Origin of the sequence: uncultured Tateyamaria sp. (assembly GCF_947503385.1) — a bacterium.
In the GTDB taxonomy this organism is placed as follows: Bacteria; Pseudomonadota; Alphaproteobacteria; order Rhodobacterales; family Rhodobacteraceae; genus Tateyamaria.
In genome coordinates this window covers 49,182-73,174 of sequence record NZ_CANNDO010000011.1, presented here as the reverse complement: position 1 = coordinate 73,174, position 23,993 = coordinate 49,182, and the positions used below count along the sequence as shown (strand labels likewise).

The 23,993-nt window shown below is 61.8% G+C and carries 21 protein-coding genes; 12 read left to right on the top strand and 9 right to left on the bottom strand.

Annotated features, from left to right (window positions below; all coding sequences use genetic code 11):
* The first annotated feature begins 63 nt into the window (after positions 1-63).
* Complete coding sequence (locus Q1A85_RS21605) at positions 64-1,173, top strand: alpha-hydroxy acid oxidase (protein WP_299694751.1); 1,110 nt, start codon at positions 64-66, stop codon at positions 1,171-1,173.
* Here Q1A85_RS21605 and Q1A85_RS21600 read toward each other — a convergent pair.
* Positions 1,159-2,397 (bottom strand): L-rhamnose isomerase, encoded by a 1,239-nt coding sequence (locus Q1A85_RS21600; RefSeq protein WP_299694741.1) that lies wholly within the window; start codon positions 2,395-2,397, stop codon positions 1,159-1,161. The genes Q1A85_RS21605 and Q1A85_RS21600 overlap by 15 nt on opposite strands.
* Before the next feature lie 9 nt (positions 2,398-2,406).
* On the bottom strand, positions 2,407-4,509 hold the full coding sequence (locus Q1A85_RS21595) for a bifunctional rhamnulose-1-phosphate aldolase/short-chain dehydrogenase (protein ID WP_299694738.1): 2,103 nt from the start codon (positions 4,507-4,509) through the stop codon (positions 2,407-2,409).
* 187 nt (positions 4,510-4,696) lie between these two features.
* Here Q1A85_RS21595 and Q1A85_RS21590 point away from each other — a divergent pair, with 187 nt between their 5' ends.
* The 8 genes from Q1A85_RS21590 to Q1A85_RS21555 all read left to right on the top strand — a co-directional run bounded on the left by Q1A85_RS21590 (position 4,697) and on the right by Q1A85_RS21555 (position 13,467).
* On the top strand, positions 4,697-5,497 hold the full coding sequence (locus Q1A85_RS21590) for a DeoR/GlpR family DNA-binding transcription regulator (protein ID WP_299694735.1): 801 nt from the start codon (positions 4,697-4,699) through the stop codon (positions 5,495-5,497).
* Positions 5,498-5,534: 37 nt separating this feature from the next.
* Positions 5,535-6,536, top strand: coding sequence for a rhamnose ABC transporter substrate-binding protein (gene rhaS / locus Q1A85_RS21585; RefSeq protein ID WP_299694732.1), 1,002 nt, complete (start codon positions 5,535-5,537; stop codon positions 6,534-6,536).
* Positions 6,537-6,611: 75 nt separating this feature from the next.
* The gene (locus tag Q1A85_RS21580; protein ID WP_299694729.1) at positions 6,612-8,144 is read left to right on the top strand and encodes a sugar ABC transporter ATP-binding protein; all 1,533 of its coding nucleotides are present in this window, start codon (positions 6,612-6,614) and stop codon (positions 8,142-8,144) included.
* 14 nt (positions 8,145-8,158) lie between these two features.
* Complete coding sequence (locus Q1A85_RS21575) at positions 8,159-9,142, top strand: ABC transporter permease (RefSeq protein WP_299694726.1); 984 nt, start codon at positions 8,159-8,161, stop codon at positions 9,140-9,142.
* Entirely contained in the window at positions 9,139-10,125 is a 987-nt protein-coding gene (locus Q1A85_RS21570; RefSeq protein ID WP_299694723.1) for an ABC transporter permease, read from the top strand. The genes Q1A85_RS21575 and Q1A85_RS21570 overlap by 4 nt, the downstream gene beginning before the upstream one ends.
* Positions 10,125-10,439 (top strand): L-rhamnose mutarotase, encoded by a 315-nt coding sequence (gene rhaM, locus Q1A85_RS21565; RefSeq protein WP_299694720.1) that lies wholly within the window; start codon positions 10,125-10,127, stop codon positions 10,437-10,439. Before Q1A85_RS21570 ends, rhaM begins: the two co-directional genes overlap by 1 nt.
* On the top strand, positions 10,436-11,815 hold the full coding sequence (locus Q1A85_RS21560) for an FGGY-family carbohydrate kinase (protein WP_299694717.1): 1,380 nt from the start codon (positions 10,436-10,438) through the stop codon (positions 11,813-11,815). The genes rhaM and Q1A85_RS21560 overlap by 4 nt, the downstream gene beginning before the upstream one ends.
* 293 nt (positions 11,816-12,108) lie before the next feature.
* Complete coding sequence (locus Q1A85_RS21555) at positions 12,109-13,467, top strand: GH1 family beta-glucosidase (RefSeq protein ID WP_299694714.1); 1,359 nt, start codon at positions 12,109-12,111, stop codon at positions 13,465-13,467.
* Positions 13,468-13,812: 345 nt separating this feature from the next.
* On the opposite strand, the gene Q1A85_RS21550 is transcribed toward Q1A85_RS21555, so the two are convergent.
* Positions 13,813-14,319, bottom strand: coding sequence for a hypothetical protein (locus tag Q1A85_RS21550; protein ID WP_299694711.1), 507 nt, complete (start codon positions 14,317-14,319; stop codon positions 13,813-13,815).
* Between the two features lie 122 nt (positions 14,320-14,441).
* On the opposite strand from Q1A85_RS21550, the gene adhP reads away from it, so the two are divergent.
* The 3 genes from adhP (at position 14,442) to Q1A85_RS21535 (ending at position 17,517) form a co-directional block, all read left to right on the top strand.
* Positions 14,442-15,476, top strand: a complete 1,035-nt coding sequence (gene adhP / locus Q1A85_RS21545; RefSeq protein ID WP_299694708.1) for an alcohol dehydrogenase AdhP — start codon at positions 14,442-14,444, stop codon at positions 15,474-15,476.
* Between the two features lie 95 nt (positions 15,477-15,571).
* The gene (locus Q1A85_RS21540; protein ID WP_299694705.1) at positions 15,572-15,991 is read left to right on the top strand and encodes a cytochrome c; all 420 of its coding nucleotides are present in this window, start codon (positions 15,572-15,574) and stop codon (positions 15,989-15,991) included.
* Between the two features lie 368 nt (positions 15,992-16,359).
* On the top strand, positions 16,360-17,517 hold the full coding sequence (locus Q1A85_RS21535; RefSeq protein WP_299694702.1) for a site-2 protease family protein: 1,158 nt from the start codon (positions 16,360-16,362) through the stop codon (positions 17,515-17,517).
* Between the two features lie 374 nt (positions 17,518-17,891).
* Here the strand turns inward: Q1A85_RS21535 and Q1A85_RS21530 are convergent, their stop codons facing one another.
* From Q1A85_RS21530 to Q1A85_RS21505, 6 genes are all read right to left on the bottom strand, one after another.
* The gene (locus Q1A85_RS21530) at positions 17,892-18,164 is read right to left on the bottom strand and encodes a hypothetical protein (protein WP_299694699.1); all 273 of its coding nucleotides are present in this window, start codon (positions 18,162-18,164) and stop codon (positions 17,892-17,894) included.
* 139 nt (positions 18,165-18,303) lie between these two features.
* Complete coding sequence (locus tag Q1A85_RS21525; RefSeq protein ID WP_299694696.1) at positions 18,304-19,017, bottom strand: aspartate/glutamate racemase family protein; 714 nt, start codon at positions 19,015-19,017, stop codon at positions 18,304-18,306.
* Positions 19,014-20,174 carry a Xaa-Pro peptidase family protein gene (locus Q1A85_RS21520; protein WP_299694693.1) on the bottom strand — a complete coding sequence of 387 codons (1,161 nt, stop codon included), beginning with the start codon at positions 20,172-20,174 and terminating at the stop codon, positions 19,014-19,016. The genes Q1A85_RS21525 and Q1A85_RS21520 overlap by 4 nt, the downstream gene beginning before the upstream one ends.
* Entirely contained in the window at positions 20,167-21,210 is a 1,044-nt protein-coding gene (locus tag Q1A85_RS21515; RefSeq protein ID WP_299694690.1) for a pyridoxal-phosphate dependent enzyme, read from the bottom strand. The genes Q1A85_RS21520 and Q1A85_RS21515 overlap by 8 nt, the downstream gene beginning before the upstream one ends.
* A gap of 99 nt (positions 21,211-21,309) precedes the next feature.
* The gene (locus tag Q1A85_RS21510; protein ID WP_299694687.1) at positions 21,310-23,472 is read right to left on the bottom strand and encodes a molybdopterin cofactor-binding domain-containing protein; all 2,163 of its coding nucleotides are present in this window, start codon (positions 23,470-23,472) and stop codon (positions 21,310-21,312) included.
* A 3-nt stretch (positions 23,473-23,475) separates the two neighbouring features.
* Entirely contained in the window at positions 23,476-23,940 is a 465-nt protein-coding gene (locus Q1A85_RS21505; RefSeq protein WP_299694684.1) for a (2Fe-2S)-binding protein, read from the bottom strand.
* Positions 23,941-23,993: the final 53 nt, after the last annotated feature.

Here is a 23,993-nt window from a genome sequence, read left to right as displayed (position 1 = left end):
GCTGCCGGTGATCACCATGGACCCGGTGGTGATCCGCGACCGGTTCATGAAGGCCGTCGCGGGGTGAGGGGAGGGGCGGCGCGCATTCATTCGAGTGAGGATGCGCGGCGACTGGCCAAGGCCCGGCTGCCGTGGATGGTCTTTGACTATATCGACGGCGCGGCGGGGGCTGGCGAAACAGGGGCTGCACGCAATCGTGCGGCCCTTGATGATATCTGCCTTGTCCCGCGTATTCTGACGGATGTGAGCCAGCGCAGTCTGGAGGTTCCTCTGTTTGGCGAGATGGCGCGACGCCCGTTTGGCATCGCGCCCATGGGGATGTGTAACCTGTCGGGGCCGGGCGCCGATCTTATGCTGGCGCGTCTCGCGGCGCGTGACGCAGTTCCGGTGGGTGTCTCCACCGTCGCCTCCACGCCGCTGGAACAGATGATCGATGTGGCGCAGGGCCACGCGTGGTTTCAGCTCTATTTCAGCGGTGACAATGCGGGGTCTTTTGCCTTGGCCAAACGTGCGCAGGACGCAGGTTACGAGACGCTGATTGCCACGGTCGATGTGCCCGAGGTCGGGCGCAGGCCGCGCGAATTGCGGCACGGGTTCACCATGCCGTTCCGCATCGGGCCGCGGCAGTTTCTGGATTTTGCACTGCATCCGCGCTGGTCACTGACGTCGCTCGCGGCGGGGCGTCCACAGATGGCCAATTTCGAGATGGATGGGTTTGACTTTGACCGGACCGAAAGCCGGGCCAAGGCCGATTGGGACACGCTCAGGGCGCTGCGCGACCTGTGGAAAGGGCGGTTGGTGGTCAAAGGTGTGACCCATGCCGGGGATGCCGTGCGCCTGAGGGACGCAGGCGTCGACGCCATACAGGTGTCCAATCACGGTGCCCGCCAGTTGGAAAGCGCGCCTGCACCGATCCACGCCCTGCATGATATCCGCGCCGCGGTTGGCCCGGACTTGCCGCTGTTCTACGACAGCGGTCTGCGCACAGGTGAAGACGTGTTAAAGGCGTTTGATCAAGGCGCGCAATTTGCGTTCTTTGGCCGCGTCTTGCAATTTGCCATTGCCGCAGGCGGCGAAGACGGTCTGCACCGATTGTGGGACGTGCTGACATCCGAGCTGTCTATTGCCATGGCGCAGACCGGCCGCGCCGGGCTGACCTCACCCGCGGTCTGACACTGACGCCTGATAGCGGTCCAGTTCGCCAATCAGAGCTTTTCCGCCGGGCACCTCGGCACGGGCGATGAATTCGCTCCAGACGGCGCCGAATGGCATATCTTTGAACTCTTCAGTCACGGTCAAGCGCGTGGTGAAATCCAGCCGGTCTTCGGCGGCTTTCAGCGTGCCCAGCGGCATCAGCAGCGCGCGCAACAGCGCCTTTTGCATGTTGCGTGTGCCAATGACCCACGCGGCGGTCCGGCTGATTGTGGCGTCGAAGAAGTCGAGCCCGATATGGGTCTTGCCCAGCAGGTTCCCACTGACCAATTCATGGGCCATTTGCAGGATGTCGTCGTTCAGCAGGATCACGTGGTCGCTGTCCCAGCGCATCGGACGCGAAACGTGCAGCAGGATTTCACCAAGCGACAGAGCCACGGCGCTGAGCTTGTCAGCGATGTTTTCCGTCGGGTGAAAGTGTCCCATGTCGAGGCACAGCAAGGTGTCTTTGCGGATAGCGTAACCCATGTAAAACTCGTGACTGCCGACGGTGCAGGCCTCGACACCGATGCCGAACAGCTTGCTTTCGACCGCGTCGCGCATGTGGCTGGTGTCCTGCGGTGTTGCCAGCATCGCGTCCAGCGACTGTTCCAGACGCGTCCGTGCTGCCATGCGATCCACCGGAATGTCCTTGTACCCGTCGGGCACCCAGATGTTGTTGATGCAGGGCGACCCCAAAGCGGCCCCCATGCGGGCAGCAATCTCGCGGCAGCGGGTGCCATGTTCGATCCAGAAGTCGCGGATGCCCGCGTCCGGGTGGCTGAGCGTCAGGTTATCGTCCGCCTTGGCGTGGGCAAAGAATGTGGGGTTGAAGTCCAGCCCAATGCCCTGTTCGCGCGCCCAATCGACCCAAGGTTCAAAATGCGTGTACGTGATCTCGTCGCGGTCCGGCGACGCGTCGGTGTCCAAATACATTGCGTGCAGGTTCAGCCGGTGCTTGCCCGGGATCATCGCGTAGGCAAAGTTTAGGTCGGCGCGCAATTCGTCCGGGGTGCGCGCGCGGCCCGGGTGATTGCCGGTGGCCTGAATGCCGCCGCCCGAAGTGCCTGTTTGCCGCTCGAACCCGACCACGTCGTCGCCCTGCCAACAATGCATCGAGATCGGTATGGTCATCAGCCGGTCAAGCGCCGCTTCGGTGTCCACGCCCCAATCGGCAAAGGCGGCTTTGGCTGTCTCGTAGCTCATTCTTGCCCCCTATCGCGTGAACGCTTGCACGTTGCCAGCGTCCACGTTGATGATGTTTCCGGTCGATTTCGACGACGTGTCGGCGGCAAAGAAATAGCAGGCTTCTGCAATATCTTCGGGCAGGACGGAACGCTTGAGCATGGATCGGTTGCGGTACATTTCCTCCAGCCCTTCTTTGTCGGTGCCGTAGGTGTCCGCGCGTTGTTCGAGCCAGTCGCCTTCCCAGATTTTCGACCCGCGCAGGACCGCGTCCGGGTTCACCACGTTGACGCGAATGCCTGCCGCGGCCCCTTCGAGGGCAAGGCAGCGGGCAAGGTGAATTTCGGACGCCTTGGCCGTGCAATAGGCGGCTGCATTTGGCGAGGCGGCCAACCCGTTCTTGGACGCCACAAACACGACCGATCCACCCATGTCCTGCACGCGCATGAGGCGGAACGCCTCGCGGCTGACCAGAAAGTAGCCGGTCGACAAGATATCCATGTTTTGGTTCCAGAGCGTGAGGGTTGTCTCCTCGATCGGTGCGGAGGATGCGATGCCCGCATTGGACACCAGTATGTCCACACCGCCGAATGCCACCGCCGCGTCGGCAAAGGCCGCCGCCACCTCTTCTTCGCTGGTGACGTTCATGGTGACGGCGCGTACCACATCGGCGCCATATCGGTCTGTTAGGTCGGCCCGGGCCGCGGCCAAACCGTCCGTGTTGATGTCGGCCAGCACGACGCAGGCACCATCCGCCAGATAGCGCTCTGCCGTTGCAGCACCGATGCCGCCCGCGCCGCCTGTGACCAGCGCCACACGACCCGCAAGCGCCTTGGGTTTGGGCATCCGTTGCAGCTTGGCCTCCTCCAGAAGCCAGTATTCGATGTCGAACGCCTCTTGTTCCGGCAGGCCCTGATAGGTGCTGACCGCAGACGCGCCGCGCATCACGTTGATCGCGTTGACGTAGAACTCACCGGATATGCGGGCAGTGGCCTTGTCCTTGGCGAAGGTGATCATTCCGACGCCCGGCACGAGGTACACCACGGCGTTAGGGTCGCGCAAGGCCGGGCTGTTGTCGCGTTTGCAGCGGTTGTAGTAGGCGGCATAGTCGGCGCGGTAGGCCTCGACTTGCTGGGGCAGACTGGCAAGTACATCGTCCAGATTGCCGTCTGCGGGGTCAAAGGGCACCACCAGCGGGCGTATTTTCGTACGCAGGAAATGGTCGGGGCAGGATGTGCCCAATGCGGCCAAGGCCCCCATATCCTTGGCGTTCACAAATTCCAGCACCGTGTCGCTGTCGTTGAAATGGCCCACCATATGCTGATTGCCCGACACGAACCCGCGGATTGCGGGCATCAGGCGTGCGGCCACGGCGCGGCGTTCGGTGGCAGGCAGGCTGGTGTGGATCGCACCGCCAAAGGCGGCCACACCGTCGCTGCGCTCCGCCAGCCAGCGCGTCGCGACGTTAATGACGTCGATGGTCTGGTCGTAGCAGTCCTTGGCCGTGTCGGCCCATGTAAAGAGCCCGTGGCTTTCCAACACGACGCCGTCGGCGTCCGGGTTTTCAAGACAGAATTTCTCAAGCCACAACCCCAGTTCATAGCCCGGTCTTTTCCACGGCAGCCAGCCGATCCGATCGCCAAAGATCTGTTGCGTCAATTCTTGGGAGTTTTCCGAGGCGGCAATTGCGATGATGGCATCTGCGTGGACATGATCCACGTGTTTGCGAGGGACATAGGCGTGCAGCGGTGTGTCGATTGAGGCCGCGCGCGGGTTCAGCCGGAAGGTACAATGCGGCAGGTAGCCAACCATTTCGTCCTCATGCTCCGCCCCGCGATAGAGCGATTTCAGTGATTGCAGCTTGTCCATGTAGAGCGTTGCGAACCCGTCCATCTTGATCGACCCGATGTCGCCGCCTGATCCCTTGACCCACAACACCTCCACCGGCGCGCCTGTCAGCGGGTCGGTTTCCATAATCTTGGCCGACGTATTGCCGCCGCCATAATTGGTCACGCGCTTGTCCGATCCAAGGATGTTCGAGCGGTATAGCAACAGCTCCGATTCGCTCATCCCCGCGACAGCCTCCGCGTCCCAGCGGCTCTCAAGGAGTTGAGTTTCCAATGATTTCAACATGTTTCCTCCCGGTCGGCGCGCGGCGCCCAGCACAATTCGTTGCTGTCAGGCTGAGCGGGGCCACGCGCGTTGTCAATCATAATCACTCAATAACAATCATGCTGCACCGCAGTATGATTGGTTGTGATCGTTTTTGATTGACAGGTGCGCCGAATCTGCACAGCGTAAGTGACCAAGGGAGGCCCGAATGCACGAGAAAGAGCGGCACACGATCATTCTGTCAGCGGTCGAGGAACGGCCCGTTGTGACGGTTGCGGACCTGTGCAACCTGACCGGCGCGTCCGAAGCGACGATCCGGCGCGACATCGCCACGCTGCATCAAGAGGGCAAGCTGCGCCGTGTAAGAGGTGGTGCCGAGGCGTTGAGCCCGCCGCAATTCGTAGGTCTGGCGGGACGTCCTTTTTCCGTAAACGAAACGATGCGGATTGAGGAAAAACAGGCCATCGCCGCCGCTGCCGTGGACCTGTGCGATGACGGCGACGCTATCATTATCAATGGCGGCACCACGACATTCCAGATGGTGCACCCGCTGGCCAGCCGTCGGATGCAGGTGTTCACCAACTCGTTCCCGATCGCCGAACATCTGCTCAAACATTCAAAGAATACGGTGATGCTGTCGGGCGGGACGATCTACCGCGAACAAAACATCATCCTGTCGCCGTTCGACAACGATGTGACCCGCAACTTTTGTGCGCGGCGCATGTTCATGGGCGCGCAGGGTCTTGGGCCGCTTGGTTTGATGGAGGCGGACCCGCTGCTGATCCAAGCCGAGCAAAAGCTGATCGGGCAGGCGGACGAGCTGGTGGTGCTGGTCGATAGCACCAAGTTCGAACAACGCTCCAGTCTTGTGCTGTGTCCGCTGGCGCGGATTACAACCGTCATCACCGATGACCAGATTTCAGACAAGGCGGCGGCCATGCTTGACGCTGCAGAAGTGAAACTGATCGTCACCCAATCGGGGAGCGCTCAGAAAACAGTGGCCTCGTAAGGGTCCATAAAAGCGAACGTATTTAGGGAGGAAACCAATGAAACGTCGCACATTTACCAAACTCACCGCGGGGCTAAGCGTTGCCGCAAGCCTGTTCGGAACATCCGCGCTGGCGCAGGACAACATGCGTATCGCATTGGTGGTCAAGGCGCTTGGCATCGGCTTTTTCGAGGCTGCCGCCGAAGGTGCCGAAGAGGCCGCCAAGGAACTGGGCGGCGTGGAGATTATCTATACCGGTCCCACGGACACCACCGCGGAAGGGCAGATCGAGGTGATCAATGCGCTGATTGCCCAAGGTGTTGATGCGATTGCCGTATCGGCCAATGACACGGACGCGCTTGTGCCCACGCTCAAAAAGGCGATGCAGCGCGGCATTACAGTCATCAGCTGGGATTCCGGTGTGGCCGAAGAGGGGCGTCAGATGCACCTGAACCCGTCCTCGAACGCGCTGATCGGGAACATGATCATCAAGCTGGCCGCCGATCATCTGCCCGATGGCGGTGACGTGGCGGTTCTGTCGGCCACGACCACATCGACAAACCAGAACATCTGGATCGAAGAGATGACCAAAGTGATGGGCAACTATCCCGGCATCAACGTGGTCTCGACGGTCTATGGCGATGATCTGGCGGATAAATCCTATCGCGAGGCGCAGGGCCTGATGCAGTCTTTCCCCGATCTCGATGCAATCATTGCACCCACCTCCGTGGGGATCGTGGCGGCTGCGCAGGCTGTGGCCGATGCGGGCAAGATCGGAGAGGTCAATGTGACTGGCCTTGGCCTGCCGTCTGAAATGGCGGGCGCTATCGAAAGCGGGGCGTCGCAGTCCTTTGCCATCTGGAACCCGATTGATCTGGGGTATTCGGCCGCAATGATTGCCCATGCACTCGCCTCCGGGGCGGCCATGGCAGAGCCGGGGGCCGAAATCTCCATCGGTCGTGTGGGGTCAATCACACTGGACGACACAAACGCAGCCGCGATGGCGGATCCGTTTGTGTACGATGCGTCCAACATCGAACAGTTCAAATCGATCTTCTGAGATTTTGAACTGGTCTCCGACGCGGGTACCCGTGCCCGCGTCGGATCACGCCCTACCCATACATCGAGACCCTTGATGCTGAAGCAAACTGACAGACCTGTGCCGCCGTCCGGGCTGACGGACGGACCGGCGGTTCTGGCGCTCGACGGCATCACCAAGACCTTTCCGGGCGTCAAGGCGCTGTCTGATGTGTCCCTGGCGCTGTATCCCGGCAAGGTCACGGCGCTGGTAGGCGAAAACGGCGCGGGCAAATCTACGGTGGTCAAGATCCTGACCGGCATCTACCAGCCGGACGGTGGCGCGATCCTTATGGACGGGCAACGGGCCGCGTTCCCCGCGCCACAGGCCGCAGCACGCAGTGGCGTCACCGCCATTCATCAGGAGACGGTCCTGTTTGACGAATTGTCAGTGGCCGAGAACATCTTTCTTGGACACGCGCCGCGCGGGGCCTTTGGCCTGATCGACCGCAAGGCGATGGTCGCGCAAGCGCGTGGCATTCTGGACGGGATTGGCGCGCAGATTGACCCCGATCACAAGCTCAAAGACCTTGGCATCGCCAACAAACATCTGGTGGCGATTGCGCGCGCCCTGTCCATCGACGCGCGGGTTGTCATCATGGACGAACCCACAGCGGCGCTGTCGCATAAGGAAATCGAAGAGCTGTATGAGCTGGTCGAGAGCCTGAAAGCGCAAGGCAAGGCGATCCTGTTCATCAGCCACAAGTTCGACGAGATTTTTCGGATTGCGGACAATTACACGGTCTTTCGCGATGGTCAGTTGATCGGTGACGGGTCCATTGGCGACGTGACCGAGGCCGATCTGGTAAAGATGATGGTGGGCCGCGATGTCAGCCAGATTTTCCCCAAGCGCACGTCGCGCCCCGGTGCGCCAGTGCTGACGGTCACGGGCTATGCCCACCCCACCGAGTTCGAGGATATCGGGTTCACCCTGCGCACCGGAGAAATCCTTGGCTTTTACGGTCTTGTCGGGGCGGGCCGGTCCGAATTCATGCAGTCTCTGTTCGGGATCACACGCCCGTCAGCCGGGTCAGTGGAGATCGACGGCGTAGCGGTGCATATCGCATCCCCCGCCGACGCGGTCGAAAACGGCATCGTCTATGTGCCTGAAGACCGCGGCAGACAAGGTGCCATTCTTGATCTGCCGATCTTCCAGAACGTCACATTGCCGTCGCTGGGCCGTATTTCTGGCAGGGGTTTTATGCGACTTGCAGAAGAGTTCAAGCTGGCGCGTGAATATACCGAACGGCTGGATCTGCGGGCGGCATCGCTTGACACACATGTTGGAAACCTGTCGGGCGGGAACCAGCAAAAGGTGGTGATCGCCAAGTGGCTTGCGACGCAACCCAAGGTGATCATCCTCGATGAGCCGACCAAGGGCGTCGACATCGGGTCCAAGGCGGCGGTGCACGCGTTCATGGCGGAACTGGCGGCGCAGGGTCTTGCTGTCGTCATGGTCAGTTCCGAAATCCCGGAGGTGCTGGGCATGTCCGACCGGGTGATTGTGATGCGCGAAGGCCGGATTGTGGCCGAATTGGCCGGGCCCGAGATGACGCCAGAGACGCTGGTACGCCACGCGGCTGGAATCTGAGGGGGAGGGACGCCATGCTGAAACGGTTGATATCATCGCGCGAGGCGCTGCTGGTCGGGGCGATTGCCGTGCTGTTGGTGCTGATTTCGTCCCGGTTTCCGGGCTTTGTCGCGCCGTCGAACCTTGCCAATGTGTTTAACGATACCTCTCCGCTGATCCTGCTGGCTATTGGTCAGATGATTGTGATCCTGACCAAGTGCATCGACCTGAGCGTGGCCGCCAATCTGGCGCTCACCGGCATGGTTGTGTCGATGGTCAATGTGGTGGCGCCCGACCTGCCGATAGTTGTCATTCTGGTCATCGCAACGGGGCTGGGCACGCTGCTGGGCATGTTCAATGGCATTCTCGTTTGGAAACTGGCGATTCCGCCGATTGTCGTCACCTTGGGCACGATGACGATCTTTCGCGGTTTCATCTTTCTGCTGTCCGATGGGAAATGGGTCAACAGCCACGAGATGAGCGAGGGGTTCAAAGCCTTTCCCCGCGCCGAGGTTCTGGGCCTGCCGGTGCTGAGTTGGATTGCGATCATCGCTGTGATCCTGTTTTCAGTGGTGATGGCGCGCACGACTTTGGGTCGCGCGTTTTATGCGGCGGGCGGCAATCCACATGCGGCGACCTACGCAGGCATCAACGTGGGCCGGACCCAGTTCTGGGCTTTTACGATTTCCGGCGCGCTGGCCGGTTTGACCGGTTATCTCTGGGTGTCGCGGTTCGCAGTTGCCTATGTTGATATCGCCGGTGGCTTTGAGCTCGACGTGGTAGCGGCCTGCGTGATTGGCGGTGTGTCGATCATGGGCGGGATCGGCACCGTTGTGGGCGCGCTTTTGGGGGCGCTGTTTCTGGGCATCATCAAGAATGCGCTGCCGGTGGTCGACATCTCGCCGTTCTGGCAGCTCGCCATTTCAGGCGCCGCGATCATCATCGCCGTGGCCCTGAACGCGCAAGCCAACCGCAAGAAGGGCCGGATCATCCTCAAACGGGCGGAGCACGCGACATGAGCACCACCGACCGCGCCATTCCCGACCGCCTGCGCTCACCGCTGGAACAACGGCTGAAAAGCTGGGAAACGCTGCTGCTGGCAGTCGCGGTGGCGATATTCGTGGCCAACAGCTTTGCCTCGCCATATTTCCTCAATGCTTGGAACCTGAGCGACGCGACCTTTAACTTTACCGAAAAGGCGATGATCGCCTTTGCCATGGCGCTGCTGATCATTTCGGGTGAAATCGACCTGAGCGTGGCATCCATTATCGCGCTCGCATCCACCGCCATGGGGGCGGCGGTGCAGATGGGCGTGGGAACGCCGGGACTTGTTCTGGTGGGTCTTGGTGTTGGCCTTTTGTGCGGTGCGTTCAACGGTGTGCTGGTCACGCGGTTCGGCCTGCCGTCCATCGTCGTGACCATCGGCACGATGAGCCTGTTTCGCGGCATCAGCTTCATCGTTTTGGGTGATCAGGCGTTCCGCGGCTACCCGGCCAGCTTTTCGTGGTTCGGGCAGGGCTATGTCTGGTGGGTGATCTCGTTTGAATTTGTCCTCTTTGGCGTCATCGCGGTGATCTACGGCATCCTGCTGCACAAGACCAATTTCGGCCGCGCGGTCTATGCAATTGGCAACAATCCGACGGGGGCCATGTTCTCGGGCATCCGCGTGCAGCGGATCAAGTTCATCCTGTTTCTGCTGACGGGTCTCATGTCCGGTGTCGCCGCGATTTGCCTGACCGCCCGTCTGGGGTCCACGCGCCCGTCCATCGCCACCGGCTGGGAGCTTGAGGTCGTGACGATGGTTGTGCTGGGGGGTGTCAGCATCCTTGGCGGGTCCGGAACCATTGTTGGCGTGGTCATCGCGGCCTTTGTCATGGGGCTGGTGACATTTGGGCTGGGGCTGTTGAATGTGCCGGGTATCGTGATGTCCATCGTGGTGGGCGCGCTGCTGATCGGCGTCATTGCCCTGCCGCGCCTCTGGACGATGTGGAGGACCGGGTGATGGAGAAGTTCGCCTTCAAAATGCAACTAAATCCGGGGTGTCGTGCCGCATATATCAAGCGGCATAACGAGATTTGGCCAGAGCTGTCTGCGCTGCTGAAAGACGCGGGCGTGTCCGATTACTCCATTCATCTGGACGCAGACACCAACATCCTGTTTGCGGTTCTGTGGCGGCTGGCGGGGCATGGCATGGATGATCTGCCCGCGCATCCCCTGATGCAAAAATGGTGGGCACATATGGCCGACATCATGGAAACGCACCCAAGCAATGAACCCGTGGCGACGCCGCTTGAAACCGTTTTTCACCTGCCATGACGCTGCGCCATATCGCTGTCATCGACATCGGCAAGACCAACGCCAAGCTGGCGCTTGTCAACGCATCTGACCTGTCCGAAATCGCTGTGGTCACACGTCCAAACACGGTCAAGCCCGGCCCACCGTGGCCACATTTCGATGTCGAAGGGCACTGGGCGTTTGTGCTGGAGAATCTGTTGGCATTTCACGCGGCACATGGGGTCCACGCCATTTCGGTCACAACACACGGGGCTTGCGCGGCGCTACTGGATCGCGACGGGACGTTGGCCGCGCCCATTCTCGATTACGAGCACGCGGGACCAGATGACGTAGCGCTTGCCTATGAGGCTGTCCGTCCCCCTTTTGCGGAAACCGGTTCGCCCAAGCTGGCGGGGGGGCTCAACATCGGCGCACAATTGTTCTGGCAATTTGGAACTGATCCCACGCTCAGGTCACGCACCCACCGGATCGTCACCTATCCGCAATATTGGGGCTTTCGGCTGACCGGGGTTGCGGCCATGGATGTCACATCGCTGGGGTGTCACACGGATCTCTGGGACCCGCGGGCCGGTGTGTTTTCGTCTTTGGTTGCGGCACTTGGGATCACTGACAAGATGGCGCCGGTGGTGCGGCCCTCTGACGTGTTGGGGCCGCTGTTGCCACAAGTGGCGGACCAGACAGGATTGCCGCCGGAGACGCCCGTGTTTTGCGGTATCCACGATTCAAACGCATCGCTTCTGCCTTATGTTCTGCGGGAACAGGGGCCGTTCAGCGTTGTATCGACAGGCACATGGGTTGTCGCGATGTCCATTGACGGCGCGCCAGTGGCGCTGGACCCGGCGCGCGATACACTGATCAACGTGACCGCGCTTGGTGATCCGGCGCCGTCAGCCCGCTTTATGGGGGGCCGGGAACATGATGTCGCCATGGGCGGCGACTACCCCGATCCGACGGACGGGGACGTTGACGTCATACTGGCGCAAGGCATCATGCTAATGCCCGCCATTGTGCCTGACACCGGACCGTTCAAAGGGTGTGCGGCCAGATGGATCGGAACTGAACCGCCCCAGAGATCGGCCCTGCGCGGTGCGGCGGTCGCGCTCTACCTTGCCTTGGTCACGGCGGAGTGTCTGTCCAATATCGGGCATCGCGGCCCTGTCATCGTCGAAGGGCCCTTTGCAAAGAACTCAACCTATCTGCGCATGTTGTCGGTGGCGACGGGGTCGGATGTGCACCTGTCAACAGGCACGACGGGGACCAGTGCGGGCGCGGCCTTGCTCGCCGTGGGGGCGTCGGGTGCTACATCGGCCTTGCACACTGCCCTGCCCGTTGACCAGGACATGTCCAAACGCCTCAAGGATTACTCCGCCGCATGGCGCGCCGCCTGCGTGATTTGATGCGCCAGAACTGGGGGTTTCGCCGGATGGGGCGCCATGCAGGCGTGGTGTCACATCCGGCAATGGGGCAACCTTCGTGCAAGGGCTTGCCATAGGCGCACCGCGTGACCCACTGTCATGCTCAGACCCTGTCGCGGCGCAGCCGATGTCCCCCTCGCTGATGGCCGCTTTGTCAAAATCGCCCTTGCGCCTCAGCAAAAGCTGTGGCCGTCCCTTTGCTGACCGCCGCCTTGCGGCTATGGACAACCTTACGCCCATGACGCCGCCACACACTCATTTGGAAGACGACCGCTATGACCAATTTCACGCGACCCAAGACCGACACGGCGATGTTCAACCGCGCGGATTTTCCGACGGATTTCACCTTTGGGGCTGCAACGGCGGCATACCAGATCGAGGGGGCGCAATTCGGCGGGGCGGGGCCATCGCATTGGGACACCTTTGCCGCGACCCCTGGCAATGTCGTACGGGCCGAAGACGGGGCACGAGCCTGCGACCACTATCACCGCTGGGCGGGCGACCTCGACCTTTTGAAAGAGGGTGGGTTTGACGCCTACCGCTTTTCCACCAGTTGGGCGCGTGTGATGCCGGATGGCGTGACCATTAACCCCGACGGGCTCGATTTCTATGACCGGCTGGTGGATGGGATCCTTGCGCGTGGTCTTGCCCCCTATCTGACCCTCTACCACTGGGACCTGCCAGCAGCGCTTGCCGACAAGGGCGGCTGGGTCAATCGCGACACCGTTCTGCGGTTTGCCGACTTTGCGGAAACGGTGATGGACCGGATCGGCGAGCGTGTGTCCCGCACCGCCACGATTAACGAACCGTGGTGCGTCAGTTGGCTGTCGCATTTCGAAGGCCACCACGCGCCGGGTCTGCGCGATATCCGCGCCACAGCCCGCGCAATGCACCACATTCAACTGGCCCACGGGATGGCCGTCACCCGGTTGCGCGACGCAGGCCATGACAGGTTGGGCATCGTGCTGAATTTTGCCGACATCCAGCCGGTTGCAGCGGGTCAGGAGGCCGCCGCGGCCAGAGCCGACGCGCTGGCCAATGCATGGTTCATCCAGTCCATCGCCCAAGGCACGTATCCGCAAGAGGCGCTGGATGGGCTGGCGCCGCACATGCCGGAGTACTGGCAAGACGACATGCCCGTGATCGCAACGCCCATCGACTGGCTGGGTGTGAACTACTACACCCGCGAGCTTGTGTCGGCGCAGCCGGATGCGGCATGGCCTGCAATCCAGTCACATGACGGACCGTTGCCCAAGACGCAAATGGGCTGGGAAATCCACGCTGACGGGTTGCGCGGCCTGCTCACACGTATGGCGCGCGACTATGTCGGCGACCTGCCGATGATTGTGACCGAAAATGGCATGGCGTGGGACGATCACATCGTTGCCGACGGTGTGTATGACACCGAACGCATCAGTTACATATCTGGTCATCTGGCCGCTGCGCGCGCGGCCATGGAAGCAGGCGTCAACCTGCAAGGGTTCTTTTATTGGTCACTGCTCGACAATTTCGAGTGGGCATTTGGTTATGAAAAGCGGTTTGGGATCGTGCACGTGGATTTCGAGACGCTTGAGCGGACGCCCAAGGCATCGTTCCACGCGTTCAAGGCGTGCCTCAGGCCGAATGACGGGTAAGTGTTGGTTGCAGGTCAGGGCGCGGCGACCACGCAGCCGCCGCGCACGCCGCGACTTTGAACAGGTTAGCAAGTGACCGCAATGCGGATTGTCGATCACCATTTTCCATTCATCATCGACTTACCGGCGCAATACGGCGACAGTACGTTTGTGTAGTGCCACAACGTCAGCCCGTTGGGCGACTTCGCGAACCAGCGGCTTTGGGACGGCGGTGCAAATCGGGACGGGACCTCCGACAAACTTGAGGATCAGGTCCACCCGTTGCAGGCACCAAGTGTGATTGCACCGCGCCGTGAACGATCCAAGGGCTTCAGGTGCGAAATCCGATGTTAGCGGTGGCTGTCCCTATGCGACACCGGACGCCGCTTCTGTCGTCATGGTATTGCTGAATGACAGAAGGAGCCGGTCCATTTCATCGGTCCCTTCGATGGCGTTTTGGATGTTGACGCGCGCGGCAAAGCTGCGGCCCAATTCTGCCTCGCAGCTTCGGACGCATTTCACCGACTCTTCCCTGCGACCGCATGTGGTCAGCAGCCCGATGGGCGAGGATGACGTTGACAGGGCGCGCAGCACGCTGCGCAAGGGAGGAGCGGGCTGATCGGCCCAAACAGGTCCCGCAACGACGATCCAAGGGCGCGCCACAGGCACCACATTGCCGGTGCGCAGCGGGGGAACATGCAACCGGCCCACATCCCAGATTGCCCGAACCATCCAGAACAGCGGCATCCGGTAGCGATCCACTTCAATCGGTATGAATTCGGCCCCTGAATGCTGCGCAAGCCATTTGGCCGCACGTCGTGTGTGACCAGTCTTGGAATAGCAATAGATGGCGGGCGGCGGTGTGGCAGGCATGGATCTGGTTCCTTTCGCGCTTGGTCTAGCGTCGTCGGGCGGCCGCAGATTGAGCAATATCAATCTGCGGGTGGAAAGCGCGTGGCACTCATCGCCCAAACCCAGACGCGAGGAGCCCGAAGATGTCCCATGTACTGCCCAAGACGATGAAAGCTGCGGTTGTCACTGATCTGGGACGCCCGCTCGATATCCGCGAGGTTCCGGTGCCCGACATTGGTCCGCGCGATGTGCTGGTGCGGGTGCGTGCCTCGGGCGTGTGCCACACCGACCTGCACGCCGCCATGGGTGACTGGCCGGTCAAGCCCACGGCACCCTTTATCCCCGGTCACGAGGGCGTCGGAGAGGTCGCGGCGCTGGGTCGGGATGTGACGCATCTCAAGGAAGGGGACCGGGTGGGCGTGCCGTGGCTGCATTCGGCCTGTGGACGGTGCGAACACTGTGCCGGGGGGTGGGAAACCCTATGCGAAAGCCAGCAGAACACCGGGTATTCGGTTGATGGTGGCTATGCCGAATTTGTGCGCGCGGATGCGGATTATGTGGGTCAGTTGCCGGACACGCTTGATTTTGGTCCCGCATCGCCGGTGCTGTGTGCCGGAGTGACCGTCTACAAGGGCCTCAAGGAAACCGAAGTGCGCCCGGGCCAATGGGTCGCGATCAGCGGCATCGGGGGGCTTGGCCATATGGCTGTGCAATACGCCAAGGCGATGGGGATGCATGTCGTTGCTGTCGACGTGGCCGACGACAAGCTGCAATTGGCCGCGTCCCTAGGAGCGGACGTCACAATCAACGCGGCAACGACCGACCCGGTCAAAGAGGTCGCTGATCATCTCGGCGGGGTACACGGCGCTTTGGTCACCGCCGTCAGCACGCAGGCCTTTGCCCAAGCCACCGGCATGTTGCGGCGGCACGGCACAATGAGCCTTGTGGGGTTGCCGCCGGGCACGTTTCCGCTGCCCATCTTCGATGTGGTGCTCAAGCGGTTGACCATCCGCGGGTCCATCGTAGGCACGCGGCTGGATCTGGTGGAGTCCCTGCAACTTGCGGCGGACGGCCTTGTGACAACGCATTTTGCGTGGGACAAGCTGGAGAACATCAACGCCATTTTTGATCGCATGAAGGCGGGTCAGATCACGGGCCGCATTGTTTTGGAGATCTGAGCCATGGCCGTGTGAGACTAGCCTTTGACCTTTGTCAATGTCCGGGCGCGTGCGGCTGGCTAGGGTTGGCACACCAAAACACAGGCGGGTCTCCGATGACATTTCATTCCAAGCTGATCTCCGTTCTGGCCGCGGGCTTTGTCCTTGCGGCCTGTGCCCCCGATGACCGCGAACCGGATGTGAGTGTGGACCATGGTCAGGCGCTTTATGCCCGGGACTGTGCGGTTTGCCACGGTGACAATGGCAAGGGGGCTGGCGCGGCCTCTTTGGGTCTTGGGGTTCTGCCCCCCGATCTGACGACGCTCAGCGCGCAGAACCGCGGCATTTTCCCGAGGGATTTCGTGATGAGTGTGATTGACGGATACAACCGGCGTGACCATCCGTCCTCTGCCATGCCCGAGTTTGGTAACAATGATCTTGGGCCCACTGTGCAAGTGGAGGATGGCGGTGTGTCCACCCCTATCCCTTCGGACCTTATCGCCTTGGCGGCATATCTTGAAAGCATCCAGCAATAGGTTCGTGTGCCGGGTGCGGCCACCGGTTGTACGTTGAAATGCCCATGACGCGACAACGTGGCCAAATGCCATTGTTCGCCGTGACCATCGGCACGCAACGCACAAACATCGCAATGTGGGCCGCTGCGCTGAAAGGGTGATACCCCCCCCGGACCAAGCAGGTGATGCGCCGACGACCTGATATGCACCGCGCGGTCGATTGGGGACGCGTTGCGTTGGCGCGGCACCGTCTGGCAGGCGCAGCCGCTTGTGCTGTGCCACGACACCCAATGTGAGGCTCCGCACCTTTTCAAAACCGCCCCTGTTTGAGCGAAATCAATGGCTGCCGTCGCGGCGGGGCTACACTGGCACCAAAAGGGGACGCGGCCATGTTTTCCAACGCCAAGACAATCACGAGGGTTTTGGGCTTTGACATACGTGTCGATCCCAGTTGGGTTTTGATCGCGGCCCTGATCACCTGGAGCCTGTGCCAGCACAGTTTTCCCGCCGCGCTGCCGGGTCAGGCCACTGCGACCTATGTTGCAATGGCCGTTCTGGCGATGCTGCTCTTCTTTGCGTGTTTGCTGGCGCATGAATTGGCCCATGCGGTCACCGCCCGTGGTTTTGGCGTTAGCACCAAAAGCATCACGCTGTTCCTGTTCGGCGGGGTGGCGGAACTGGAGGAGGAGCCCACAAAAGCCATGCACGAATTCTGGATCGCACTGGCCGGTCCGGTGATGAGCCTTGTCCTAGCCTTTGTGTTCTGGTCGCTTGCGGGATTTGGCACGCTGACCTTGGGCAGCGGTCCGGTGGTCGAGGTTCTGCGCTATCTTGCGCTGATCAATCTTGTGCTGGCGCTGTTCAACATGCTTCCGGCCTTTCCCTTGGATGGTGGACGGATTTTGCGAGCATGGTTGTGGCACCGGAACGACGACATGCTGGCAGCGACCGAGACCGCAGCGCGGTCCGGCACGGTTCTGGCCTATGGTTTGATCATATTGGGTGTGTTGGGACTGTTTCAGGGCGCTTTTGTTGCCGGGTTTTGGCAAATCCTGATCGGGGTATTCGTGTTGGCCGCAGCGCGCAGCAGCATCGACGCGCAACGGATCAAAACGCTTTTGGGCGCGCGTGCCGTGGCAGACGTGATGACCGCGCCGCCCATCACAACCGAGCCGCAAACAACGCTTGCTGCGCTGGTTAATCAGGTGATGCTGGCCAAACGTATCGGTTTCGTGCCCGTGGTCGAGGATGGCGTGCTGCTTGGGCATATCGACACCGCCGTCCTGACCAGCATCGATCGCGAACATTGGGCCAGCACGCCCGTGGATGATGTGTTTGTCGGGCTGGACGAGGCTGGGTGCGTGCCGCCCGATATGTCGGTGCTTGATCTGTTTGAGCGGATTTCGCAGTCTGGCCGTCGCAAGTTCATGGTGGTGGAGGACCGGCACCTGCGCGGCGTGATTTCCCTGTCCGACCTGACGCGTCACCTTGGTCTTCTTGCCAGTCTTGGCAAACAGGGAGGACAGAGCAAAGCCGCGCATCTTTGACGGCGCGCCCGGCAACGTGCCCACCGCGCACGGTTTCGAAAAGCTGTGGCTCGGACCGGGTGCGCTTGATCACTTGCGCTGGCGGGTCACCTGATTGGCGATGCTTCGGGAGGGCGGTGACCATGCGATGCCACCCGTCAGGTCCACCACCAGAATTGTCGCCGCCTCTCACGCCTTGAGACGTTCAGAAGAGGGGGTGCATTTCACGCCGTTCGCGGATGACGGCCAGTGCCTGACCTTTTTACCAAGGCTGGATGCTGCGACCCCGCATAGGGTCGTCCTATCACGGCCTGATACGTTGCAGGTGATGCGGCAAGGACAAGGACCGTGGCGCGATGTTTGCGGTTGCTGATCGGCCTAGGATGGATATGGGGTTATACGTCCGGCCACTTCCAAGCGATTGCGCCCAAATAGTTCCCGGTGTCCACGGCGTTCACAGTCAGGCGACGCGGCCCATAGCCATCCGCGCGGCGGATCTTGCGATAGGTCCGGCGATTTCTGGCGTGGCGGACCAATCCTGACAAGGTCAGCACCAAAAACACGCCCTCGCCCTTCAACGGAATGTCGTCCACGCTGTGCCAACCCGATGCCAGAGCATCCGCAAGCATCGTGTAAGGATCCCGCCGTGTGGGAACTGAGTGTTTCAAGGGCTCGCGCCTTTCGGGTTTGATCATCCGCATTTAGGCGTGATTGCGCAGTCTCGCAATGTGTCAGGGCCCCAAAACACGCCCACTGTGATCTGTCGTGACGTTCCTGCCGCGGTCGTGCAACCGCACGTTACGCGGATCAGCCGGGGGTTGTGAGATCGGCCAGCCGCGACATGTGCCATGCCAGCGCCGCGTTGGAACTGAGAACAGGAAGGCCAAGCGCATCTTGCAGGGGTTGCAGGATCGGCAACGTTTGCAGATTGGTGCAGGACAGGAACACACCGTCCAGCGGTGTGCGTGCCGCCAGTTCTATCGCTGCGGCGTAGGTCGAGGACGGAGCAATCCGGGCCACCCGCGCCTCGGTGCTTTCGTCGAACGACGCCATGTCCGGCACCTCGATCCCTGCCGCACGGAAGGCATTGTTGATCGGGGCGGCCACGTCCGACGTGTAAGGTGAGATCACGCCGACCCGCGTCAGGCCCAGCGACGCAATTTGTGCCAGCGCAGCGGTCAGCGGGTCAGTGACGTGGCGCGTCGGAATACCCGCCTTGATCTGCGCACGAACGGCATCCGAACCCAGTTGCGCGGTGGCTGAGGTGCAGGCGTAGCCAACGACGTCGAACCCCGCTGCTTTCGGCAGCAGTTCTGCCGCTGCAGTCAGCCGCGTGCCCATGTCATGGATCGTGCCGGGGTTCAGGTCATCGCCGGACTGGACACGCGATACATGCAGGCGCGCGGTGCCCGCGGGGATCAGGGTCCGAAAATCCTGCTCGATCGTTTCATCGACCCGCAGCACGATCAGGCCAAGGGCGGGTGTGGTGGGCGTCTGGGTGATGAAGGGCGGTGTCGTCACAGCATCATTCCGCCCTGTGGTGCACGGGGGGACAGCAATTCGGCACCAGTATCACGCAGCACGATGTTTTCCTCGTGGACAAGGATGTGGTCATCGGTGACGTGCGCGCCGGGTTCCAGCGTCAGCACCATACCTGCGCGCAATTCCGTCGTGTCGTGCGGGGTGAAGGATGGCCATTCGGTGAGGGACGTGCCCAGCCCGTGACCCAGCCGCCCGGCACCCGCCGCAGCGCCATGCCGCTCCAGCCCTTCGACGAGGATGCGGTGAGCGTCGCGGGCTTGCATCCCGGGCCGCAACCGGTCCAGCGCGTGTTCGGTTGCCTGCCAAAGCGCGTCTTGTGTCCGTTGCAGCGCCGCCGATGGCTGGCCCACAAAGTAATTGCGGTCATAGTCGCAGAAATACCCATCACATACCGCACCCGTGTCCAGCATCAGCACATCCCCGCTGCGCAGCGGCGTCGGCGCAGCCGGAGAGATGACATCCGCATACCCCATCTGTCCTGCGGCTCCTGCAACATAGCTGACCCAATCTGCACCCTCTTCGAGCAGCAGTGACTGAAAGCGGCGGAACACGGTGTCGAGCGGGGTGCCAGCGCTGGCAATTTCAGGCACCCGGTCAAAGGCGCGCGCAGCAATAGCGCAGGTGTGGCGGATCTTGGCAATCTCGGCTGGGGTTTTGATCTCGCGGATGCGGTGGACGGCGGCGGTGCCGTCCACGATCCTGCGCGGCGCCAGCGCGGCGCTCAGCCTGTGATAGTCAGCGAGCGGCATCCTCAGATGCGTTTCCAATGCCATGGGCACGCCGATGTCAGCGTCTTGCGGCAGCAGGGCTTGCAAGGTTTCGGTCAGCAGACTGATCCCATCATCCACAGGATGAGGGGCGTCCCACGTGCGGATATCGCTGACCCATGTGCGCCCCATCAGCGGTGCACCGATGGACGGGATGACCGCAACCGGTGCGCCGCTGGCGGGAACGATCACGAACCAAGGCCGGGCCGGGCTTTCCCAGAACCGTGTGAGGAACCCGGTGACATAGAACACGTCCTGCGGTGTCGTCAGCAGCAGCGCGCCCAGGCTTTGGGCTCGCATCTGATCCTGTAGACGCTGGGTGCGCGATCTGAATTCCTCCGCCGGAAAGATCAGCGACCGCTCAGCCATCCTCCGGCCCTTCGCTGAGAAAGGTAAGCACGCGCGCATCAGACGGCAGGTTCAGTCCGGCGATCAGCGCGGCAAGGCCCGCACCGCCTGACGGTGTGGTCGCCAAACCATGCGCCGCCAATGTCGCCACGCCTGCGGCTGCTTCATCCTCGGTAATTGTGACGAACCGGTCGGCGTCACGGGACAGGCCCGCAAGTGCAATCAGCGACGGTGTCTTGCAATCGAGACGACCCATGGAAGATACGGGTCCGTCTGTTGTGGTCATGGCGCCGACGCGGATGCTTTCGATCAACGCAGGGGCTGCGTCCGGCTCGACCACAATGATCTGGGGCGCGTCGCCCCAGACATGGCGCGCATGGGCTGCAACCGCAGCCGCAAGGCCGCCAACACCAGCTTGGAGCAGGATATGCGTGGGCGTCGCGGGAATCTCGCTGGCCGCTTCGGCGGCCATTTGCGTATAGCCCTCCATGACGCGCAGGGCGGGTTCGGTGTAGCCGTCCCATGAACTGTCTGACAGCAGGCTCCAGCCGTTGTCGGCAGCGGCGCGTTGCGCGGCCTCCATGCTGGCCTCGTAGGCGTCGCCCTCGCGCACCACCTGCGCGCCGAAACCGGCGAGGCGCAGGGCAAAAGCCTGTGGCACGGTGTCCGCGATGTAAATGACGGCCCCTGCACCAAAAAGGCGCGCACCGGCTGCGACCGACAGGCCGTGATTGCCTGCGCTGGCGGTCACGTAAGTGCGCCCCACCAGTCGGCTGTCCCAATCGCCGCTGCCCACCGCTTCGGCCTCTCGGGCGATGACGTGGGCGGCCCCAAGCGCTTTGAAGCTGCCCAGACCCATACGGGTGCGTTCGTCCTTGATGTGCAGGGTGGCCACGCCGCATAGTTCTGCGATGTCCGGCGCGTCGGTCAGCGGTGTCTGCGCATGTGCCGGGCAGAGCGCCAAAAGGCGTGCAACACCAGAGGCGTCGGCAATGGGTTGTGTCGCATCGGGCAACAGGCCGGTGCCGCGCCAGAAGTTGTCCAAAGTCTGTGGCACGTGCCTGCTCCGTTTGCCAGATCAATCCGGAGCATTAAGCGCAGATGGCATCACCCGCGCAAGATGCCACCGACGCGACCGCCGGTGGCATCAGGAACGTCACGCAAAGGCGACGCCGTCATTGATCATCGGCAGTACGCCCACAACGGTGCCCGTTTGCGCAATGGCGTTGGCCAGCGCGGGGGCCGAAGGCGGTGTGCCGGGCTCTCCGATGCCGGTGGGCGGTTCGGCAGAGGGAACGATATGCGTCTCAATCGCGCCGATATCGCGCATTCGCAACGGTTCGTAGTCGGGGAAGTTGTATTGGTCCACAACCCCACCGGTCAGCGTGATTTCGTCCCGCATCACGTGGCCGATGCCATAGCCGACGCCGCCTTCGATCTGGGCCTTGATCACGTCCGGGTTTACGGCAATGCCGCAATCAACCGCGCAGGTGACTTTTTCGATCTGTACACCGTCATTTGCATTGCCCGAGATTTCGACCACCTCGGCCACGTAGCTGCCAAAGCTCTTGTGCACGGCAATGCCCTGCACGCGCCCCGTAGGTGCGTTGCCCCAGTTGCCCTTTTCAGCCGCCAGTTCAAGAACGGCGGCCTTGCGGCGTGCATCCGCGCTGTCGCCCAGATGGGCAAGGCGGAATTCGACCGGATCGCGCCCCGCTGCCCGAGCGGCCATGTCCATCATGACCTCCATCGCGTAGGCCGTATGTGTGTGTCCAACAGACCGCCACCAAAGCGTACTGGTCGCTTTCTTGGTGTCTGTCAGACCGACGTGAAAGCCGGGGATGGTGTAGGGCGTGTCGGCGACACCTTCGACGGAGGAATGATCTACACCGTCGTGCACCGCGAAGCTTTCGAATGCGGTCCCTTTCATAATCGACTGACCCGCAATGCGGTGATCCCACGCGACAATCTCGCCAGCATCGGACAGACCCACGCGCACCTTGTGACCAAAGGCCGGGCGGTAGTAGCCGCCGCGCATATCGTCCTCGCGGCTCCAGACCAGTTTGACGGGCCGCGTGCGGTCGGTGATGACAAAGGCCAGCCCGGCCTCGACCTGATAGTCCGCTGTGGGGGTCGCGCGGCGGCCAAAGGATCCACCGGCGAGCATCGTGTTGATGCGTACCTTGTCCATCGGCAGTTCAAAGATCTGCGACAGCGCCATATGCGGCCCGGTGGGCATCTGAGCGCCGTCATGCAGCGTGATGCCCCCATCGTCATTGGCCTCGATGGTGCAGTTCAGCGGCTCCATTGCGGCGTGGGCGAGGAGGGGAAAGTAAAACGTCTTTTCCACCACTTGCGCCGCCTGATCTATCGGGCCGGGTTCGTTTTTCAGAACATTGAACTCGGCCTCTCCGTTGAGCGCGGCCATGATCTCTTCTTTGATCTGGCTGCTGTCACGGGATTCGGCGTTGGACATGTCCCATTCGACGGTCAGCGCTTCGCGGGCCTGTATCGCGGCCCACGTGTTTTCGGCATATACCGCGACCGCGCCATTGCCCGGCAGGGTGGCCGCGCGGATGAACCCTTTGATCGTCTTGGCGTCCGTGTCGTCAAAGCTGGACACCAGACCGCCGGTCTGCGGTGGACGGGCCAGCATGGCGATCATCTGGTTGGGCAAATGCACGTCCATGGCGTACATCGCCTCTCCGTTGCCCTTGATCCGGCTGTCGAGACGGCGGATGTCGGGATTGCCGATCAGCCGCCATTGGTCGGGCGTTTTCAAGATGGGTTCGACCGGCGCTTCCAGCGTTGCGGCTGCGGCCACGAACTGACCAAGCGGGACAGGATCGCCCGCGCCAGTGACCATGCCGTCCACGATGTCGAGGTCGGTGGCTTTCGCGCCCGTTGCGCTGGCGGCGGCCTCAAGGATCATCGCCCGCGCCGTGGCACCTGCCGTGCGGTACTGCATGAACGAATTGGCCATGGCGGTCGACCCGCCTGTGCCTTGGATCTGGCCAAAAGCGAGGTTGGCATAAAGCTCGGGATTGGAGGGCGCGAATTCGTAGTCGATCTGGTCCATTGTCACGCCGATTTCTTCGGCGATGAGCGTGGAGAGACCCGTTGCAGGCCCCTGACCCTTTTCAAAGTGTTTGATGATCGCGATCACGCGACCGTCTGCCCCGACTTTGACAAACGGATTGATCTGGGCGGCATCGCCGCCTGCGGCCACTGCACCCTGCGGGTTCAGACCCACCACCAACACGGCACCGGCTGCGGCGGCACCTTTGAGGAATCCACGACGGGATGTGTTCACGGTCATGGCTCAGCCCTCCAGAATTTCAGATGCGCGCTGGATGCCCGCACGGATACGTTGATAGGTGGCACAGCGGCAGGCATTGCCGTCCATGTAGTCATGGATGTCCTCGACGGATGGCTTGGGGTTTTCCGTCAGCAGCCCCACGGCGGACATGACCTGCCCGGACTGGCAATAGCCGCATTGCACCACATCCAACTCTTCCCACGCCTGCTGGATCGCGGCACCCTCGCGGGTCGCGCCGATGGCTTCGATCGTAGTGATTTCTGCGCCTTCGACATCTTCGATATAGGTCTGGCAGGAGCGGGTGGGAAAGCCGTCCACGTGGACCGTACAGGCCCCGCAAGACGCGACACCGCAACCAAATTTGGTGCCTGTCATCTTTAATTCGTCGCGGATCACCCAAAGAAGGGGCGTCCCCGGTTCTGCATCCACGTCGTGATCGACGCCGTTCAACTTCAGTTTAAGGCTCATGGCTAAACTCCTGCGGGAATCGGGCTTGGGAAATGGGTAAACTCGTGAGTTTA

Excerpts from the sequence above, each read along its gene's own strand:
- Q1A85_RS21600 (WP_299694741.1), bottom strand. The coding sequence starts at position 2,397 with ATGAGCTACGAGACAGCCAAAGCCGCCTTTGCCGATTGGGGCGTGGAC.
- Q1A85_RS21595 (WP_299694738.1), bottom strand. The coding sequence starts at position 4,509 with ATGTTGAAATCATTGGAAACTCAACTCCTTGAGAGCCGCTGGGACGCG.
- Q1A85_RS21590 (WP_299694735.1), top strand. The coding sequence starts at position 4,697 with ATGCACGAGAAAGAGCGGCACACGATCATTCTGTCAGCGGTCGAGGAA.
- rhaS (WP_299694732.1), top strand. The coding sequence starts at position 5,535 with ATGAAACGTCGCACATTTACCAAACTCACCGCGGGGCTAAGCGTTGCC.
- Q1A85_RS21580 (WP_299694729.1), top strand. The coding sequence starts at position 6,612 with ATGCTGAAGCAAACTGACAGACCTGTGCCGCCGTCCGGGCTGACGGAC.
- Q1A85_RS21575 (WP_299694726.1), top strand. The coding sequence starts at position 8,159 with ATGCTGAAACGGTTGATATCATCGCGCGAGGCGCTGCTGGTCGGGGCG.
- Q1A85_RS21570 (WP_299694723.1), top strand. The coding sequence starts at position 9,139 with ATGAGCACCACCGACCGCGCCATTCCCGACCGCCTGCGCTCACCGCTG.
- rhaM (WP_299694720.1), top strand. The coding sequence starts at position 10,125 with ATGGAGAAGTTCGCCTTCAAAATGCAACTAAATCCGGGGTGTCGTGCC.
- Q1A85_RS21560 (WP_299694717.1), top strand. The coding sequence starts at position 10,436 with ATGACGCTGCGCCATATCGCTGTCATCGACATCGGCAAGACCAACGCC.
- Q1A85_RS21555 (WP_299694714.1), top strand. The coding sequence starts at position 12,109 with ATGACCAATTTCACGCGACCCAAGACCGACACGGCGATGTTCAACCGC.
- Q1A85_RS21550 (WP_299694711.1), bottom strand. The coding sequence starts at position 14,319 with ATGCCTGCCACACCGCCGCCCGCCATCTATTGCTATTCCAAGACTGGT.
- adhP (WP_299694708.1), top strand. The coding sequence starts at position 14,442 with ATGTCCCATGTACTGCCCAAGACGATGAAAGCTGCGGTTGTCACTGAT.
- Q1A85_RS21540 (WP_299694705.1), top strand. The coding sequence starts at position 15,572 with ATGACATTTCATTCCAAGCTGATCTCCGTTCTGGCCGCGGGCTTTGTC.
- Q1A85_RS21535 (WP_299694702.1), top strand. The coding sequence starts at position 16,360 with ATGTTTTCCAACGCCAAGACAATCACGAGGGTTTTGGGCTTTGACATA.
- Q1A85_RS21520 (WP_299694693.1), bottom strand. The coding sequence starts at position 20,174 with ATGGCTGAGCGGTCGCTGATCTTTCCGGCGGAGGAATTCAGATCGCGC.
- Q1A85_RS21510 (WP_299694687.1), bottom strand. The coding sequence starts at position 23,472 with ATGACCGTGAACACATCCCGTCGTGGATTCCTCAAAGGTGCCGCCGCA.
- Q1A85_RS21505 (WP_299694684.1), bottom strand. The coding sequence starts at position 23,940 with ATGAGCCTTAAACTGAAGTTGAACGGCGTCGATCACGACGTGGATGCA.